Raw genomic sequence first — 17,643 nt, forward strand, 5'->3', positions numbered from 1 at the left:
GTTTTTGGTAGAAAATGCTTGACATTGGTAAATAAAGAGGTATAATAATAATCGTAAACGATTCCAAAGGAGGTGCTTTATGCTGAAGTCGGAAAGAAAGCAAGTTATTCTAGAGACAGTCATAAGAGAAAAATTTGTTTCTTTAGACTATCTAGTACATGCTTTAAACACTTCAGAGTCAACTATCAGAAGAGATTTGGATGAACTGGAGAGCGAGCATAAACTGAGACGAGTTCATGGTGGAGCCGAAAGCCTTCATTTTCTGCAGGAAGAGGAGAGTAATCAGGAAAAATCTATCAAAAGCATTCAAGAAAAGACAGCTATCGCTAAGATGGCAGCAAGCTTGATTCAAGAGCATGATGTGATTTTTATTGATGCGGGGACAACCAATGAGCTCTTAATCAATGAGCTGCATGATCCAAGAGTGACAGTTGTCACCAACTCTATTCACCATGCGACCAAATTGGTAGAGCGTAATATTCCGACGGTCATTATTGGCGGAAAGGTCAAGCGATCAACGGATGCCAGTATTGGCGGTGTGGCTCTGAATCAAATCGGTCAGTTGAATTTCGATAAGGCCTTTATTGGAATGAATGGCATTGACGATGGCTTCTTTACCACTCCAGATATGGAGGAAGGAGCTGTCAAAAGAGCGGTTTTAGAGAACGCTAAGAAGACTTATGTCTTGGCTGATCTTTCTAAACTAGGACAGACGTCCTTTGTCAAGGTTGCTCCTCTTGCCAAAGCAAGCATTATTACTAATCAAAATGAATCAGAAGTGATTCAAGCGCTCAAAGAAAAAACGGAGGTGATTGAAGTATGATTTATACTGTCACACTAAACCCTTCCATCGACTATATTGTCCGTCTGGACAAGGTCCTTATAGGAAGTGTCAATCGGATGGACAGTGACGACAAATTCGCTGGCGGAAAAGGAATCAATGTTAGCCGAGTTCTCAAACGTTTAGGTATTGAGAATACAGCTACTGGCTTTATCGGCGGTTTTACTGGCAAGTTCATCACAGATACTCTGAAAGAGGAAGGGATTTCCAGCCATTTTGTAGAGGTTGAGCAGGATACTCGTATCAATGTCAAGATTAAAGCAGATGCTGAGACAGAGATTAACGGACCAGGTCCAGAAATTTCTCATCAGAAACTAGAAGAGCTGGAGTCATTTCTTTCTTCTCTGACTTCAGAAGATACAGTAGTCTTTGCGGGCAGCAGTCCTAAAAATCCAGGAAATGTTATCTACAAGGAGTTAATCGGTCTGACCAGAAAGACAGGAGCACAAGTCGTCTGCGACTTTGAAGGACAGACGCTGCTGGATTCTTTAGAGTTTGAGCCGCTCTTGGTCAAGCCTAATAATCACGAACTAGGTGATATTTTCGGAGTCAAGCTCGAAAGTTTGGATCAGATTGAGAGTTATGCCCGTCAAATCTTAGACAAGGGTGCCCAACATGTGATCATTTCCATGGCTGGTGACGGTGCCTTGCTGGTAACTCAAGAGGGTGCCTACTTCGCTAAACCTATCAAGGGCAACGTGAAAAATTCTGTTGGTGCTGGCGACTCTATGGTGGCTGGGTTTACTGGAGAGTTCGTCCGGTCTGGTGATGTTATTCAAGCCTTCAAATGGGGAGTGGCCTGCGGAACGGCAACCACCTTCTCAGATGATTTGGCGACAGCTGGTTACATAGAAGAAATCTATGAAAAAGTAGAGGTAGAAAAAATATGAAAATTCAAGACTTACTAAGAAAAGATGTGATGTTGCTGGACTTGCAGGCAACAGAGAAAAAAGCCGTTATCGAAGAAATGATTCAGAGCCTAGTAGATCATGGCTATGTAACAGACTTCGAGACTTTCAAAGAAGGGATTTTGGCTCGTGAAGCCTTGACTTCTACAGGTCTGGGTGACGGAATCGCTATGCCTCACAGCAAAAATACTGCAGTGAAAGAAGCGACGGTCCTTTTTGCCAAATCAAGTAAAGGCGTAGATTATGAGAGTTTGGATGGCCAACCAACTGATCTTTTCTTCATGATTGCAGCTCCAGAAGGCGCTAATGATACCCACCTAGCTGCCTTGGCTGAATTGTCTCAATACCTGATGAAGGATGGTTTTGCGGATAAATTGCGACAAGTGACATCACCTAATCAGGTGATTGAGCTCTTTAACCAAGCTTCAGAAAAAGCAGAAGAACCTGCTGTCGTCGAACCTGCCAATGAAGGTGGAGACTTCCTTGTAGCTGTAACAGCATGTACGACAGGAATTGCGCATACCTACATGGCTCAAGAGGCTTTGCAGAAGGTCGCTGCTGAAATGGGTGTCGGCATCAAGGTTGAAACCAATGGTGCCAGCGGTGTTGGAAACAAGCTGACAGCAGAAGATATCAAAAACGCTAAAGCTGTTATCATAGCAGCTGATAAGGCTGTAGAGATGAATCGCTTTGACGGCAAGCCGTTGATCAATCGTCCAGTTGCAGATGGTATTCGTAAGACAGAAGAACTGATTAATCTGGCTCTTTCAGGAAATGCTGAGATTTACAAGGCTGCTAACGGTGGCGGTGCTGCAGAATCTGGTAATGAGAAACTTAGTCTGGGCGGCGCTTTTTACAAGCACTTGATGAGCGGTGTTTCCCAAATGTTGCCATTCGTTATTGGTGGTGGTATTATGATTGCCATTGCGTTCTTGCTGGATCAGATTTTGGGTGTGCCAAAAGATCAGCTTTCTAATCTAGGAAGTTATCATGAAATTGCAGCGCAGTTTAAAGCAATTGGTGGAGCAGCCTTTGGCTTCATGTTGCCAGTATTAGCTGGTTATATCGCTTACTCAATCGCTGAAAAGCCAGGTCTGGTTTCTGGTTTCGTAGCTGGTGCAATTGCGAGCAGCGGTGCATCATTTGGTGGTGTTGCTTACGCTGAAGGTGGTCAGAAAACTCTTGATTTAGTTGGTGTATCATCTGGTTTCCTAGGAGCTTTGGTAGGTGGCTTCTTAGCTGGTGGTATCATCCTTCTCCTTCGCAAGCTTCTTGCAGGTCTGCCTCGTTCACTTGAAGGTATCCGTTCAATCTTGCTCTTGCCTCTTCTGGGCGTTCTTGTGACTGGATTTGTGATGTTGGCGGTGAATATTCCGATGTCAGCAATCAATACAGCCTTGAATGATTTCTTGGCAAGTCTGAGCGGAAGCTCTGCTGTCCTCCTTGGCCTATTGGTAGGCGGTATGATGGCTGTCGATATGGGTGGGCCAGTTAATAAGGCCGCTTACGTATTTGGTACTAGTACACTTGCAAGCACTGTTTCAACTGGTGGTTCACCAGTCATGGCTGCAGTCATGGCAGCGGGTATGGTTCCGCCTTTGGCAGTGTTTGTAGCGACTATTATTTTCAAAAACAAATTCACTGAAGAGGAACGTGATTCAGGTTTGACAAATATTGTCATGGGTCTGTCTTTCATCACAGAAGGAGCTATTCCGTTTGGAGCTGCTGACCCAGCTCGTGCTATTCCAAGCTTTATTGTAGGTTCTGCTCTTACAGGTGCTCTTGTAGGATTGTCTGGTATCAAGCTCATGGCTCCTCACGGAGGAATCTTCGTTATCGGCTTGACAAACAATCCAATCCTTTACTTGGTATATGTATTGATTGGTGCAGTAGTCAGCGGTCTTATCTTTGGTTACTTGCGCAAACCACTTGAAAAATAATATTTAAAAGAATCTCGCTTTTGTTAGTGAGGTTCTTTTTTGTGTTTTCCAACATGCAAATTTTAGCATGGAAACTTCGCTCGATATATGGTATAATGGGCCTATCGCATATTTTTAGGAGAATAAAAATGAACATACAGCGCGAAAAAGAATTTGTTAGTCAGTACCATTTTGACGCCCGAAATTTTGAATGGGAAAAAGAAAATGGAACACCTGAAACCAAGGTTGATGTAAATTTCCAATTGGTCAAAAGAGATGTCGAAGCCCACACAACTTCATTGATTGTGATCTTGACTTTTATGATTGTTTTTGAGAATTTTGTTATCAGCGGAACTATTTCACAAGCCAACCACATTCACGGTCGTCTCATTGAGGAACCGAGTGAATTTGACCACGATGAAGTAGAAGAGCTGGCTCGGCCTTGCTTAACTATGCTCAACCGCTTGACTTATGAAGTGACAGAAATTGCTCTGGATTTGCCAGGCATTAATTTGGAGTTTTAATTATGAAGTTAGCGGTTATCACAGATTCATCGGCCTATCTGCTGGCTTCGCTGCTGGAGAATGAAAATCTTTTCGTTTTGGATATTCCGGTCGTGATTGCTGGTGAGACTTATGTCGAAGGTAGAAACTTAACAGCCAGTGAATTTTATGAAAAAATGGCTCAGTCAGATGAATTACCCAAGACCAGTCAGCCTAGTATTGCTGAGTTAGAAGAGATTCTCACTATTCTAGACGGAAAGAACTATACCCATGTTCTGGGGCTCTTTCTATCTAGCGGTATTTCTGGTTTTTACCAAAATATTCAGTATCTGAAAGATGAGTTTCGTGGTTTGAAAATTGCCTTTCCGGATTCAAAGATTACCAGCGCTCCGCTCGGTATCTTGGTTCAATCTGCTCTAGAGTGGGCAGAACAAGACCTGGAATTTGAAGCAATTTTAGCCAATGTCCAGAAGCAGATAGATGGCACCAGCGCTTTTATCATGGTGGACGACTTGGACCACTTGGTCAAAGGAGGACGCCTTTCTAACGGTGCTGCTATTCTGGGAAATCTGCTGAGTATCAAGCCTATTCTGTATTTTAACGATCATGGTGTAATAGAAGTTTTTGAAAAGATTCGGACGGAGAAGAAAGCTATCAAGCGTATGCTGGAACTTGTCCGAGAAAGAACATCAGGCGGTGCTTATCAGATTATGGTTATCCATGGCAATGCGCCAGAAAAAGCGGTTGAGCTTCAGCAAAATCTGCTAGACAGCGGTATTGCTGGCGAAGTCCCTATTGCAACCTTTGGCAGTGTTATAGGGACGCACTTGGGTGAGGGCAGTGTTGCACTGGGATATATTCCCGTGATCTGATTGCTTGAAAGACTGAGCTTGTCTCTGTAAGGAGGAAAACATGAGTATCAAAGTTATTATTGCTGGTTTTAAAGGTAAAATGGGCCAAGCAGCCTATAAAATGGTAACAGAAGATCCAGAACTAGAATTAGTTGGACTTTTGGATCCTTTTACGGATGAAAAAGAAGTAGCAGGTGTTCCTGTCTTCAATGCCAAGGAAGAATTGGCTGGGCTGGAAGCCCATGTCTGGGTTGATTTTACAACCCCTAAAGTAGCTTATGACAATACTCGCTTCGCTCTATACCAGGGATTTTGCCCAGTTGTCGGAACGACAGGATTTACTCCAGAGCAGCTGGAAGAGTTAATCACGCTGTCTAGGGAAAAGGAGCTGGGCGGATTGATTGCGCCAAACTTTGCCTTGGGAGCTGTTTTGCTGATGCAGTTTGCGGCTCAGGCAGCCAAGTATTTCCCAAATGTAGAAATTATCGAACTACATCATGACCAGAAAAAAGATGCACCGAGCGGGACGGCTATCAAGACAGCCGAGCTCATCAGTCAAGTCAGACCAAGCAAGCAGCAGGGAGCTGCTGATGAGGAAGAGTCTATAGCTGGCGCCCGCGGAGCTGATTTCGATGGCATGCGTATTCATTCGGTTCGCTTGCCAGGTTTGGTTGCCCACCAAGAAGTAATCTTTGGCAGCCAAGGAGAGGGATTAACCCTGCGGCATGATTCCTATGACCGTGCTTCCTTTATGACAGGAGTTAATCTCGCCACAAAAGAAGTTGTCAAACGATCAGAATTAGTCTATGGATTGGAACATTTACTATGAGATTAGAAACTCTGCCTTCTGAATTTCAGGAGGCTTTGCCAGTATTAGAGAAGATAAAAGCGGCTGGCTTTGAAGCTTATTTTGTTGGGGGCTCTGTTCGAGATGCCCTTTTGAAGCGACCTATTCATGATGTGGATATCGCTAGCTCCAGCTATCCTGAGGAAACCAAGCGTATCTTTGATCGTACAGTTGATGTGGGGATTGAGCATGGAACCGTCTTGGTCTTGGAAAATAACCGTGAATACGAAGTGACGACTTTCCGGACCGAGGATGTCTATGTGGACTACCGCAGGCCCAGCAAGGTTTCTTTTGTGCGCTCTTTGGAAGAAGATCTCAAGCGGCGCGATTTCACCATCAACGCTCTAGCATTGGATGAAAACGGCCAAGTTATTGATCTTTTCCAAGGCTTGGATGACTTGGAAAATCGGATTTTGCGGGCAGTTGGAACTGCTGCAGAGCGTTTTAATGAAGATGCTCTCCGTATCATGCGGGGTTTTCGTTTTCAGGCTGCCTTAGATTTTGACCTGGAGCAAGATACTTTCGTAGCTATGAAGGATTGTGCTCCCTTGCTGGAAAAGATTTCAGTTGAACGAATTTTTATTGAGTTCGATAAGCTCTTGCTGGCTCCGTTTTGGCGCAAGGGTTTAGAGGCACTCTTGACAAGCGGTGCCATAGAATTTTTGCCAGATTTGAAGGGAAGCAGAGCTAAGTTAGAAAGGCTCTTTGACTTGGCTTCAGATTTTCGATTTTCAGCGTCCGAGCAGGCTTGGGCAGCCCTTTTGCTAGCCTTGGATGTGCAAGATGTTAAAGGCATTCTAAAAGACTGGAAGACGTCTCGTGAATTTGCCAAGAAAGTAGAAGACTTGGTTGAGATTGCGGCATTCCGCTCAGAACGAGACTTGAGCAAGCGCGACTGCTATGACTATGATATTGACTTATTGCTACAAGCAGAAGAGCTTCGGCAGACGCAAGGTTTGGCAGTTGATTTCTCTACGATTCAGAATCTTGATGCCAGTCTGACTATTCACAGCAAGCAGGAAATGGTGGTCAATGGCGGCATGCTGATGCGGGAGTTCGGCTTTGAGCCAGGACCAAAACTTGGACAAATTTTGAAAGAGTTAGAATATGCTATTGTAGACGGCCACTTGCCTAATGAACTAGAGGCCATTTACGCCTATATCAAGGAGAAAAAATGAGCGATTTTATCGTTGACAAGCTAACCAAATCAGTAGGGGATAAGACTGTTTTTCGGGATATTTCCTTTATCATTCATGATCTAGACCGGATTGGTCTGATTGGTGTCAATGGAACAGGAAAGACAGCGCTGCTGGATGTGTTGTCGGGCAAGTCGGGCTTTGACGGAGATGTCAGCCCTTTTTCTGCTAAGGCAGGCTATAAGATTGCTTATTTGACTCAGGAGCCTGATTTTGATGAGGAGCAGACGGTGCTTGATACTGTTTTGTCCAGTGATTTACGGGAAATGCAGTTGATTCGAGAGTACGAGTTGCTCCTGACGGCTTATGATGAAAGTCAACAGTCTAGACTAGAAGCGGTTATGGCCGAGATGGACTCGCTCCATGCTTGGGAAATCGAAAGTCAGGTCAAGACGGTCCTGTCTAAGCTTGGTCTGACAAATCTGTCACTTAAGGTTGGTCAGTTATCAGGAGGCTTGCGACGCCGAGTTCAGCTGGCCCAGGTTCTCTTAGGTAATGCCGATTTGCTCTTGCTGGATGAGCCGACCAACCACTTAGATATTGATACCATCGAATGGCTGACCCATTTCTTGAAAAATTCCAAGAAAACTGTGCTTTTCATCACCCACGACCGCTATTTCTTGGATAATATTTCAACTCGGATTTTTGAGCTGGATGGCGGTCGCTTAATTGAATACCAGGGAAATTATCAAGACTATGTCCGTCTCAAGGCAGAGCAGGATGAGCGGGATGCGGCCTTGCTTCATAAGAAACAGCAACTGTACAAGCAGGAGTTGTCTTGGATGCGGCGGCAGCCCCAGGCTCGGGCAACTAAGCAACAGGCGCGTATCAATCGTTTCCAGGACCTCAAGAACGATTTGGCCGGTCAGACGACTGACGGCAATCTGGAAATGAACTTTGAAACTAGCCGTATCGGTAAGAAAGTCATTGAGTTTCAAAATGTAGACTTTGCTTATGATCAGAAGCCAATTCTCTCTCAGTTCAGTTTTTTGATCCAGAACAAGGACCGCATTGGGATTGTCGGAGATAACGGTGTCGGCAAGTCAACCTTGCTCAATCTGATTGCCGGTAAACTTCGGCCTCAGGCTGGTCAGCTCATTATCGGAGAGACAGTCCGAGTCGCCTATTTCTCTCAGCAGATCGAAGGCTTGGATGAGTCTAAGCGGGTCATCAATTACCTGCAAGAAGTGGCCGAGGAGGTCAAGATAGGCAGTGGAACGACTTCCATTGCAGAACTCTTGGAGCAATTTCTTTTTCCACGCTCTACACATGGAACTTTAATCGAAAAGCTTTCTGGCGGAGAGAAAAAGCGTCTTTATCTGCTCAAACTTCTCTTGGAAAAGCCGAATGTCTTGCTTCTTGACGAGCCGACTAACGATTTGGATATCGCAACTCTGACGGTCTTGGAAAATTTTCTGCAAGGCTTTGTAGGTCCAGTCATTACAGTCAGCCACGACTGTTATTTCTTAGATAAGGTAGCCAGCAAGATTTTGGCTTTTGAGGATGAAAGTATCAGAGAGTTTTTTGGAAATTACACGGATTACTTAGACGAAAAAGCCTTTCTGGCAGAAAGCTCTGCTATTTCCCAAAAGGCGGAAAAGGAAAAATCAACCAAGGTGCGCGAGGAGAAAAAGCGCATGACCTACTTTGAAAAGCAGGAGTGGGAGTTTATCGAGGCTGATATCGAGGCGCTGGAGGAGCGGATTTCTGAGATTGAAGCGGCCATGCAGGAGAATGGCTCTGACTTTACTCGCTTGTCTGAGCTCCAGCAAGAACTGGATGAGCAGGACGAAAAGCTGCTGGAAAAATATGAGCGCTATGAATACCTGAGCGAGTTGGACGGATGAATGAAGTAGTGTTTAGGCAGAGCTGGTTGAAAATATTCCTTTTTGCTTTATTGGCGAGCGCTCTTGCTGTCTTTATGACTGCAGTTCTTGTATTACCATCTAAAAACGGATACCTATTATTTGACTCCAATATTTCTGTGATTGAAAAAATGTTTTTGGTGATAGGTACAATTGTTTTTGATTTTCTGTCTATTTTAGTATGGCTTTGTTTGTTTAGAGATAAACGTTTTCTTCGTCTAACGGAACAGAGCTTTTACGTTAACCCCCTTCTTTTTAGAGGAGTTTCGTTTTATAGTTGGGAAGAAATCCAGAGGATAGATTATAAAATTGAACGTATTCGACATTATGCAAAATATCAATTATTCAATAAGAGTCATATTTTGACGATTTGTTTTAATTCAGTGGATTCTGCAGTTTTGAAAAGAAGTAGGCTTGCTTATAGAAAGAGTAAAAAATTGAAGTTTGGAATCCCTGAGTCGTTAGAAATTACTCTTATGTTACTGAAAAAAGAGAAGCCAAAACATATTTATGAAACGATGATGGATTACCATAATCAATGGCGAGCAAGTCAGAAGGATAATTAAGGTGAAGATATAGTCCGAACAGTTTCATATACTGTTAATCTAAAACCTTTAGAGATGAAACGGAGGCATCTATGAAACTAAGATTGGAAAATACCGACTCAAAGAAAACACAAGAACTGGGAGACTTAATCAGGGCCTACAATCAATCTAAGAGGGAGCCCTCCAAAAGTGAGCCTCTTAACATCTATGTAGAAGACGAACAAGGAAATCTGTTGGCTGGTATGGCGGCCGAAACTTTTGGAAATTGGCTGGAGATTGAGTATTTGTATGTGAGCAAGGAATTACGAGGGCAAGGCGTAGGTTCAGAAATACTGTGCAGGGCTGAACAGGAAGCTAGAGAAAGGAAATGCAAATATTCGTTTGTGGATACGTATCAGTTTCAAGCCCCAGATTTTTATAAAAAGCACGGCTATACAGAAGTGTTTGCGCTGAAAGATTATCCTTATACTGGTGAAAGATATTATTATACAAAAGACTTGTGAGTTTACTTTGGGAATAAAGAAAAATTCGATTTTCACTTTTCTTTATGCAAACCTTTTCCTTACTGAAAAAATCTGATATAATGATGATAAATAAAACACAGAGGAGAACATCATGTCGAAAAAAATAATCGGAATTGACCTTGGTGGAACATCTATTAAGTTTGCTATTTTGACTTCAGAGGGCGAAATTCAGGAAAAATGGTCCATTAAAACCAATATTTTGGACGAAGGTAGCCACATCGTAGATGATATGATTGAGTCAATCCTGCATCGTTTGGACTTGCTTCAGCTTTCAGCAGAGGATTTTATCGGGATTGGTATGGGCTCGCCAGGAGTAGTTGACCGTGAGAAAGGGACTGTTATCGGTGCTTACAATCTCAATTGGAAGACGCTGCAGCCGGTCAAGGATAAGATTGAAAAAGCGACAGGGATTCCTTTCTATATTGACAACGACGCTAACGTTGCTGCTTTGGGTGAACGTTGGATGGGCGCTGGAGAAAACCAGCCTGATGTAGTATTCATGACACTAGGAACAGGTGTTGGCGGAGGAATTGTTGCAGAAGGTAAGCTCTTGCACGGGCTTGCTGGAGCAGCAGGAGAGTTGGGTCACATCACTGTTGACTTTGATCAGCCGATTCAATGTACCTGTGGCAAGAAGGGCTGCCTAGAGACTGTTGCATCTGCGACTGGTATTGTCAATCTGACTCGCCGCTATGCTGATGAGTATGCTGGTGATGCTGAGTTGAAAAAACTGATTGACAACGGTGAAGATGTCAATGCAAAAGTTGTCTTTGACTTGGCGAAAGAAGGCGATGAGCTTGCTCTGATTGTCTATCGCAATTTTGCTCGCTATCTAGGAATTGCCTGTGCTAATATCGGCTCTATCCTTAACCCATCTACAATTGTTATTGGTGGCGGAGTATCAGCTGCGGGTGACTTCTTACTTGATGGCGTGCGCAAGGTTTATGAAGAGAATAGCTTCCCGCAGGTTCGTACTTCAACCAAGTTGGCCTTGGCTACTCTTGGAAATGATGCTGGTGTTATCGGAGCAGCATCATTGGTTTTACAATAAATTCTACAAGTTTGCTTTATTTGTTCTCCTGCAGAAAGGTCTGTAGGAGAATTTTTATAGAAAATTTGCTATACTAGAAAAAGCTCACTGAACGAAGGAGAAATCATGACGCTAGCAGATACGATTTTCAAAGAGAATATTAAAAAAATTATGGAGCAAGGTGTTTTTTCTGAAAATGCTCGTCCGCGCTACAAGGATGGAAATGTGGCTAATTCCAAATATATCACTGGTTCTTTTGCGGAATATGATTTGAGCAAGGAAGAGTTCCCAATCACGACTCTGCGCCCTATTGCTATCAAGTCTGCCATTAAGGAAGTCCTTTGGATCTATCAAGACCAGTCTAATAGCTTGGAATTGCTCAATGACAAGTATAATGTTCACTATTGGAATGACTGGGAAGTTGGCGATACGGGTACTATTGGCCAGCGCTACGGAGCTGTTGTCAAGAAGCATGATATTATCCATAAAATTCTCCAACAGTTGGAAGCCAATCCTTGGAACCGTCGCAATATCATCTCTCTCTGGGATTATGAAGCTTTTGAAGAAACAGATGGCTTGCTTCCATGTGCTTTTCAAACCATGTTTGACGTTCGTCGTGTGGATGGAGACATTTATCTGGATGCGACTCTGACTCAGCGGTCAAATGATATGTTAGTTGCTCACCACATCAATGCTATGCAGTACGTGGCTCTGCAGATGATGATTGCCAAGCATTTCGGTTGGAAGGTCGGCAAGTTCTTTTACTTTATCAATAACTTGCACATCTATGACAATCAGTTCGAGCAGGCGGAGGAGCTATTGCGTCGGGAACCTAACGACTGTCATCCTCGGCTCGTTTTAAATGTGCCGGATGGAACCAATTTCTTTGATATCAAAGCAGAAGATTTTGAGTTATTAGACTATGATCCTGTTAAACCTCAGCTGAAGTTCGATTTGGCTATTTAACGATTTTGATAAATGTAAGAGAACTGCCAACCTCAGCAAAAGTTCTGCTGGAATCATACTTTAAACATGCCTTTTTACAGCAAATTTGATAGAATAGAGTTACTAATACAAAGGATAAAAGGATGACAAAGAAGATTATTGCCATTTGGGCTCAGGCAGAGGATGGTCTGATTGGAAAAGACAAGGTCATGCCTTGGCATCTCCCAGCAGAATTGCAGCATTTTAAAGCAACAACGACTGGACATGCTATTTTGATGGGCCGAGTGACCTTTGATGGTCTGCAGCGTCGCGTTTTACCAAATCGAATCAGTCTGATTTTGAGCAGGGACAAGAACTATCAAGTTGACAATGAAAATGTCTTGCTGTTCAGCAATGTGGAAGATGTCTTGGAGTGGTACCACAAGCAGGATAGAAACTTGTATATTATCGGAGGAGCGCAAATTATCAGAGCTTTTGAGCCATATTTGGAAGAATTGATTCAGACTCAGATTGCTGCTAAGTTGGAAGGAGATACCTATTTCCCTGAGACATTTGACTGGGCTCCTTATCAGGAAGTTAGCAGTGAATTTCATGCCAAAGATGAAAAGAATCCTTATGATTTCACTATAAAAAGATACCAAAGGAAGGACTCGTAAGAATGGAACGTAGTATTTTTGGTTTTTTTACGGCCTTTTTATGTGTCATTTGTCTTATTTGTGCCGTTCAAACCTTTCGGAAAAAGCGGTTTGGACTGGCAGCTTTATTTTTGCTGAATGCTTTTACAAACTTGGTAAATTCCATTCATGCTTTTTATATGACACTTTTTTAACATGTATGAAAGAAAATAAATAGATTTAGAATTTTAGAATTGGAGTAAACAATGCCTACAAGTCGTAATGATGATATGATGGTTTTTTGTTCTTTCTGTGGGAAGAACAAAGATGAGGTTCAGAAGATTATCGCTGGTAACAATGCCTTTATCTGTAATGAATGTGTGGAGCTTGCGCAGGAAATCATCCGTGAAGAGCTAGCTGAGGAAGTGCTGGCAGATCTGTCTGAAGTACCAAAACCTCAGGAGCTGCTGAATATCTTGAACCACTATGTTATCGGGCAAGACCGAGCTAAGCGTGCCTTAGCAGTAGCGGTCTATAATCACTACAAACGTATTAACTACCATGACAGCCGTGAAGAAGAAGATGTGGAACTGCAAAAGTCAAATATTTTGATGATTGGCCCGACTGGGTCAGGTAAGACCTTCCTGGCGCAGACTCTAGCTCGCAGCCTCAACGTGCCTTTCGCTATTGCGGACGCAACAGCTCTGACTGAAGCGGGTTATGTCGGGGAAGATGTGGAAAATATCCTCCTCAAGCTTTTGCAGGCTGCTGACTTTAATATTGAGCGTGCAGAACGCGGCATTATCTATGTCGATGAGATTGACAAGATTGCTAAGAAAGGCGAGAACGTCTCAATTACTCGCGATGTTTCGGGTGAAGGAGTTCAACAAGCTCTGCTGAAGATTATAGAAGGAACAGTAGCTAGTGTGCCGCCGCAAGGTGGACGTAAGCATCCGCAGCAGGAAATGATTCAGGTTGATACCAAGAATATTCTCTTCATCGTTGGCGGTGCTTTTGACGGTATCGAAGAAATCGTAAAACAGCGTATGGGCGAGAAAATCATTGGTTTCGGTCAGAATAACCGAGCGATTGACGAAAATGGGTCCTATATGCAGGAAATTATCTCAGAAGACGTTCAAAAATTTGGAATTATCCCTGAGTTGATTGGCCGTTTGCCTGTCTTTGCCGCACTGGAGCAGCTGACAGTGGATGATTTGGTTCGGATTTTGAAAGAGCCTAGAAACGCCCTTATCAAGCAATATCAGGCGCTTCTATCTTATGATGATGTTAAGCTTGAATTTGACGAAGATGCTTTGCAGGAGATTGCCAATAAAGCGATTGAACGTAAAACCGGTGCGCGCGGCCTTCGCTCTATCATCGAAGAAACCATGATGGATGTCATGTTTGAAGTTCCGAGTCAGGAAAATGTCAAACTTGTCCGCATTACCAAAGAAGCAGTAGATGGAACAGACAAGCCCATTCTAGAAACTGCCTAACGAGGTGCTTATGGAAATCAATACCCACAACGCAGAGATTTTGCTGAGTGCAGCCAATAAATCGCACTACCCTCAAGATGATATTCCAGAGATTGCCTTAGCTGGCCGATCAAATGTCGGAAAGTCCAGCTTCATCAATACACTTCTCAATCGCAAAAATTTAGCGCGAACGTCAGGAAAACCTGGAAAAACTCAGCTGATAAACTTTTTCAACATTGATGACAAGCTGCGTTTTGTCGATGTGCCAGGTTATGGCTATGCCCGTGTTTCCAAAAAAGAGCGTGAAAAATGGGGCCGGATGATTGAGGAGTATCTGACCAGTCGTGAAAATATCAGAGCGGTTGTCAGTCTTGTTGATCTTCGGCATGATCCTAGCGCAGATGATGTGCAGATGTATGAATTTCTGAAATATTATGACATTCCGGTTATACTAGTAGCGACCAAAGCTGACAAAATCCCTCGCGGAAAATGGAATAAGCACGAGTCGGCCATTAAGAAAAAACTGGATTTTGACAAAAATGATGATTTCATTCTTTTTTCCTCAGTCACCAAGGATGGCTTAGATGCTTCTTGGGACGCGATTTTGTCAAAAATTTAATAATGCGAATTAAATCCAACTCGTTTTTGAGTTGGATTTTTTGAAATAAAACGAAAAATGTCATATACTTGTAAATTATCAATAGTGTTTTTTTAATCTTTAGTATGTTACAATGGTATCATTAACATCTTATTCAGGAGAAGTGCTGTGAAAAAGAGAATTTCAAAAAAAGGTAAGAGAATCCTTTCAGCTTTATTCATCATGACGACGACGATTGCTGTTGGTTTCGTCTTGGCAAAGCATATTAATCCTGCTAGTGCCAATAATAGCGACCAGCAGCCTATGAATCAAACAGACTATTTCATTTCACAAATCGGTGAGCCCGCGCGTCAGTTGGGACAGGACAACGATCTTTATGCCTCTGTTATGATTGCCCAGGCTATTTTGGAAAGTGGCTCAGGACAGTCTGGTCTATCAGGTGAACCTCATTATAACCTTTTCGGTATCAAAGGGAACTATGATGGTCAGTCTGCTAATATGGAGACTTGGGAAGATGATGGAGAGGGAAATGCTTATACCATCAACGATAGTTTCCGTTCATATCCTAGCTATGTAGAGTCTCTGCAAGACTATGTTGCTGTACTCAAGCAAGGGCATTTTGCAAGCGCATGGAAGAGTAATGCGCCAACCTATCAGGATGCAACAGCTGCCCTGACTGGTGTCTATGCGACAGATACTAGTTACAATACTAAATTGAATTATATTATTGAAAAATATGATTTGACTCGCTTTGATTCACCACTCTATGAGTCTGGAGCTGGCTATATCGTTTACAATCCTTATCGTCAGCAATACACTACTCAAGATATCTTGGATGTCGATACTGCCTGGGCGAATAGATTTTAATAAAGAGAACAAAAAAGAGGGAGACCTCTTTTTATGTTTAATCGTAGATTTTAGGAGTATTTCATGGGAAAATTTAAAGATTTGCTTGATGAGCAAGAAATTATTATTTTAGATGGAGCCTTAGGTACAGAGTTGGAAAGTCTGGGTTATGATGTATCTGGTAAGCTTTGGTCCGCTCAATACCTATTAGACCAGCCTCAGATTATTCAAGATGTGCATGAAAGCTATGTGAAAGCTGGCAGTGACATTATCACTACGTCCAGTTATCAGGCCAGTATTCCAGCATTTATAGAGGCAGGACTAACTCCTGAAAAGGGTTATGATCTTTTAAAAGAGACAGTCTTCTTATCACGAAAAGCAATCGAAAGTAACTGGCAAACATTATCTCCAGAAGAGCAGAAACAGCGACCCTATCCTCTGATTGCAGGCTCGGTAGGGCCTTATGCTGCCTATTTAGCTGATGGTTCGGAGTATACGGGAGACTACCAGCTGAGCGAGGGAGAATTCCAAGAGTTTCATCGACCGCGTATTCAAGCTTTGTTAGAAGCGGGCTGTGATTTATTGGCTATTGAAACGATTCCAAATGGAGCAGAAGCGGCAGCAATCCTCCGGCTTTTAGCTGAGGAATTTCCGCAGGCTGAGGCTTATTTGTCCTTTGTCGCCCAGTCGGAGAATGCCATATCAGATGGCACTAAGATTGAGGAATTAGGGAATTTAGCTCAAAAAAGCCAACAAGTCTTAGCAATTGGTTTTAACTGTATAGCTCCACATTTAATTGCTCCATTATTAGATGGGCTTGGACAAGTGTGCAACAAACCTTTTCTGACCTATCCAAACTCTGGCGAAACTTATAATGGCTTGACCAAGACATGGCATGATGATCCAGAGCAGGAGCGGAGCTTGCTGGAAAATAGTAAACTTTGGCAAAATCAAGGTGTACGGCTTTTTGGTGGCTGCTGCCGAACACGGCCAGAAGATATTGCTCAGTTAGCAAAAGGATTTAAGGGTTGAAAAGTTATTTTTCAATCCTTTTTTAGAAAATTTAAAAAGGTTCTAGAAAACGCCGTCAAAAGAAAGAACTTTGTGATATACTATACATAGTTTAAATTAATAGGAGAATTTTTTATGCCTGAATCGACATTTATTCCTAAAATTGAAGCAGCTTGCCATAAGAAAGAAGCTTTATTTGATACAAGCAAGGCCAAGTACGCTGTTCGTTCCATCTTTGCTGGAGCTTTCCTAACCTTTAGTACTGGGGCTGGAGCCATTGCGGCAGATTTGACGAATAAGATTGTTCCAGGAACTGGGCGTTTTCTCTTTCCTTTCATCTTTGCTTGGGGATTGGCTTACATTGTCTTTCTAAATGCAGAATTGGTGACTTCTAACATGATGTTTCTGACTGCTGGTACCTTTTTGAAGAAGATTGACTGGAAAAAGGCTTTGATGATTTTGCTTTATTGTACCTTTTTCAATCTGATTGGCGCTTTGATTGCCGGCTGGTTCTTTGCTAACTCGGCTGCTTATGCAGGGCTTAGCAAAGATAGTTTCATTTCTGGTGTTGTGCAGATGAAGCTTGCTCGATCTAATGAGTTGATTTTGCTCGAGGGAGTGTTAGCCAATATCTTTGTTAATATCGCTATTCTTTCCTTCGTTTTGGTCAAGGATAGTACAGCTAAGCTCTTCTTAGTTATATCAGCTATTTATATGTTTGTATTCCTGACTAACGAACACTTGGCAGCCAACTTTGCCTCCTTCGCTATCGTGAAATTCAGCTCAGCAGCAGCAGAAGTGCAAAATTTTGGTATTGGAAATATCTTACGTCACTGGGGCGTAACCTTTATCGGTAATCTCATTGGTGGTGGTCTACTCATAGGTTTGCCATACGCTTGGTTTAATAAAAATGAAAAAGATTACGTGGATTGATGCAGTGTAATTTCAATACAATTCAATAAAATAAAAAAGATTGTATAAAAAGCTTGCAATCTTTTTTTTCTTTTGCTATAATTATCAATGGTTTGAAAAAAACTGCCTAAGACAGTAGGGGAGCTCGACTCATAAAGATCCTACCGAGGACAAAACGTATCATGTAAAAAGAAGCGTATTGTACTTTCGTGT

The 17,643-nt window shown here is 42.6% G+C and carries 19 protein-coding genes and 1 other annotated feature; all 19 genes read left to right on the plus strand.

Going from position 1 to position 17,643, the window contains the following annotated elements:
- Window positions 1-79 precede the first annotated feature (79 nt).
- The 19 genes from RYK49_RS09500 (at window position 80) to RYK49_RS09590 (ending at window position 17,451) form a co-directional block, all read left to right on the plus strand.
- On the plus strand, window positions 80-823 hold the full coding sequence (locus tag RYK49_RS09500; RefSeq protein WP_314865540.1) for a DeoR/GlpR family DNA-binding transcription regulator: 744 nt from the start codon (window positions 80-82) through the stop codon (window positions 821-823).
- Window positions 820-1,731, plus strand: coding sequence for a 1-phosphofructokinase (gene pfkB, locus RYK49_RS09505; protein ID WP_314865542.1), 912 nt, complete (start codon window positions 820-822; stop codon window positions 1,729-1,731). The genes RYK49_RS09500 and pfkB overlap by 4 nt, the downstream gene beginning before the upstream one ends.
- A complete protein-coding gene (locus RYK49_RS09510; protein WP_314865544.1) occupies window positions 1,728-3,689 on the plus strand; it encodes a fructose-specific PTS transporter subunit EIIC in 1,962 nt (653 codons plus the stop codon). The genes pfkB and RYK49_RS09510 overlap by 4 nt, the downstream gene beginning before the upstream one ends.
- A gap of 128 nt (window positions 3,690-3,817) precedes the next feature.
- Complete coding sequence (locus RYK49_RS09515; RefSeq protein ID WP_002915309.1) at window positions 3,818-4,192, plus strand: DUF1149 family protein; 375 nt, start codon at window positions 3,818-3,820, stop codon at window positions 4,190-4,192.
- 2 nt (window positions 4,193-4,194) lie between these two features.
- On the plus strand, window positions 4,195-5,043 hold the full coding sequence (locus RYK49_RS09520) for a DegV family protein (protein WP_314865547.1): 849 nt from the start codon (window positions 4,195-4,197) through the stop codon (window positions 5,041-5,043).
- A gap of 40 nt (window positions 5,044-5,083) precedes the next feature.
- Window positions 5,084-5,851 carry a 4-hydroxy-tetrahydrodipicolinate reductase gene (gene dapB / locus RYK49_RS09525; protein WP_314865549.1) on the plus strand — a complete coding sequence of 256 codons (768 nt, stop codon included), beginning with the start codon at window positions 5,084-5,086 and terminating at the stop codon, window positions 5,849-5,851.
- Window positions 5,848-7,047: a CCA tRNA nucleotidyltransferase gene (locus tag RYK49_RS09530; protein ID WP_314865551.1), complete on the plus strand. Its 1,200-nt coding sequence runs from the start codon at window positions 5,848-5,850 to the stop codon at window positions 7,045-7,047. The genes dapB and RYK49_RS09530 overlap by 4 nt, the downstream gene beginning before the upstream one ends.
- Window positions 7,044-8,912 carry an ABC-F family ATP-binding cassette domain-containing protein gene (locus RYK49_RS09535; RefSeq protein ID WP_314865553.1) on the plus strand — a complete coding sequence of 623 codons (1,869 nt, stop codon included), beginning with the start codon at window positions 7,044-7,046 and terminating at the stop codon, window positions 8,910-8,912. The genes RYK49_RS09530 and RYK49_RS09535 overlap by 4 nt, the downstream gene beginning before the upstream one ends.
- Window positions 8,909-9,496: a hypothetical protein gene (locus tag RYK49_RS09540; protein WP_314830476.1), complete on the plus strand. Its 588-nt coding sequence runs from the start codon at window positions 8,909-8,911 to the stop codon at window positions 9,494-9,496. The genes RYK49_RS09535 and RYK49_RS09540 overlap by 4 nt, the downstream gene beginning before the upstream one ends.
- Window positions 9,497-9,567: 71 nt before the next feature.
- A complete protein-coding gene (locus RYK49_RS09545) occupies window positions 9,568-9,978 on the plus strand; it encodes a GNAT family N-acetyltransferase (RefSeq protein WP_314830477.1) in 411 nt (136 codons plus the stop codon).
- 112 nt (window positions 9,979-10,090) lie between these two features.
- A complete protein-coding gene (locus RYK49_RS09550; RefSeq protein WP_002917315.1) occupies window positions 10,091-11,050 on the plus strand; it encodes an ROK family glucokinase in 960 nt (319 codons plus the stop codon).
- A 105-nt stretch (window positions 11,051-11,155) separates the two neighbouring features.
- Complete coding sequence (locus RYK49_RS09555; protein ID WP_314830478.1) at window positions 11,156-11,995, plus strand: thymidylate synthase; 840 nt, start codon at window positions 11,156-11,158, stop codon at window positions 11,993-11,995.
- Window positions 11,996-12,117: 122 nt separating this feature from the next.
- Entirely contained in the window at window positions 12,118-12,630 is a 513-nt protein-coding gene (locus RYK49_RS09560) for a dihydrofolate reductase (protein ID WP_314865555.1), read from the plus strand.
- A 2-nt stretch (window positions 12,631-12,632) separates the two neighbouring features.
- The gene (locus RYK49_RS09565) at window positions 12,633-12,803 is read left to right on the plus strand and encodes a hypothetical protein (protein ID WP_002895584.1); all 171 of its coding nucleotides are present in this window, start codon (window positions 12,633-12,635) and stop codon (window positions 12,801-12,803) included.
- A gap of 51 nt (window positions 12,804-12,854) precedes the next feature.
- Window positions 12,855-14,084, plus strand: coding sequence for an ATP-dependent Clp protease ATP-binding subunit ClpX (gene clpX / locus RYK49_RS09570; protein ID WP_314865559.1), 1,230 nt, complete (start codon window positions 12,855-12,857; stop codon window positions 14,082-14,084).
- Between the two features lie 10 nt (window positions 14,085-14,094).
- On the plus strand, window positions 14,095-14,682 hold the full coding sequence (gene yihA / locus RYK49_RS09575) for a ribosome biogenesis GTP-binding protein YihA/YsxC (protein WP_314865561.1): 588 nt from the start codon (window positions 14,095-14,097) through the stop codon (window positions 14,680-14,682).
- Window positions 14,683-14,829: 147 nt separating this feature from the next.
- The gene (locus RYK49_RS09580; protein ID WP_314830481.1) at window positions 14,830-15,528 is read left to right on the plus strand and encodes a glucosaminidase domain-containing protein; all 699 of its coding nucleotides are present in this window, start codon (window positions 14,830-14,832) and stop codon (window positions 15,526-15,528) included.
- Window positions 15,529-15,591: 63 nt separating this feature from the next.
- A complete protein-coding gene (gene mmuM, locus RYK49_RS09585) occupies window positions 15,592-16,539 on the plus strand; it encodes a homocysteine S-methyltransferase (protein WP_314830482.1) in 948 nt (315 codons plus the stop codon).
- Between the two features lie 114 nt (window positions 16,540-16,653).
- Window positions 16,654-17,451 carry a formate/nitrite transporter family protein gene (locus RYK49_RS09590; RefSeq protein WP_125445076.1) on the plus strand — a complete coding sequence of 266 codons (798 nt, stop codon included), beginning with the start codon at window positions 16,654-16,656 and terminating at the stop codon, window positions 17,449-17,451.
- Between the two features lie 87 nt (window positions 17,452-17,538).
- Window positions 17,539-17,643: a sequence feature (ribosomal protein L10 leader region), on the plus strand. This feature is flagged as partial in the annotation.

This window comes from uncultured Streptococcus sp. (assembly GCF_963525625.1).
Lineage (GTDB): Bacteria > Bacillota > Bacilli > Lactobacillales > Streptococcaceae > Streptococcus.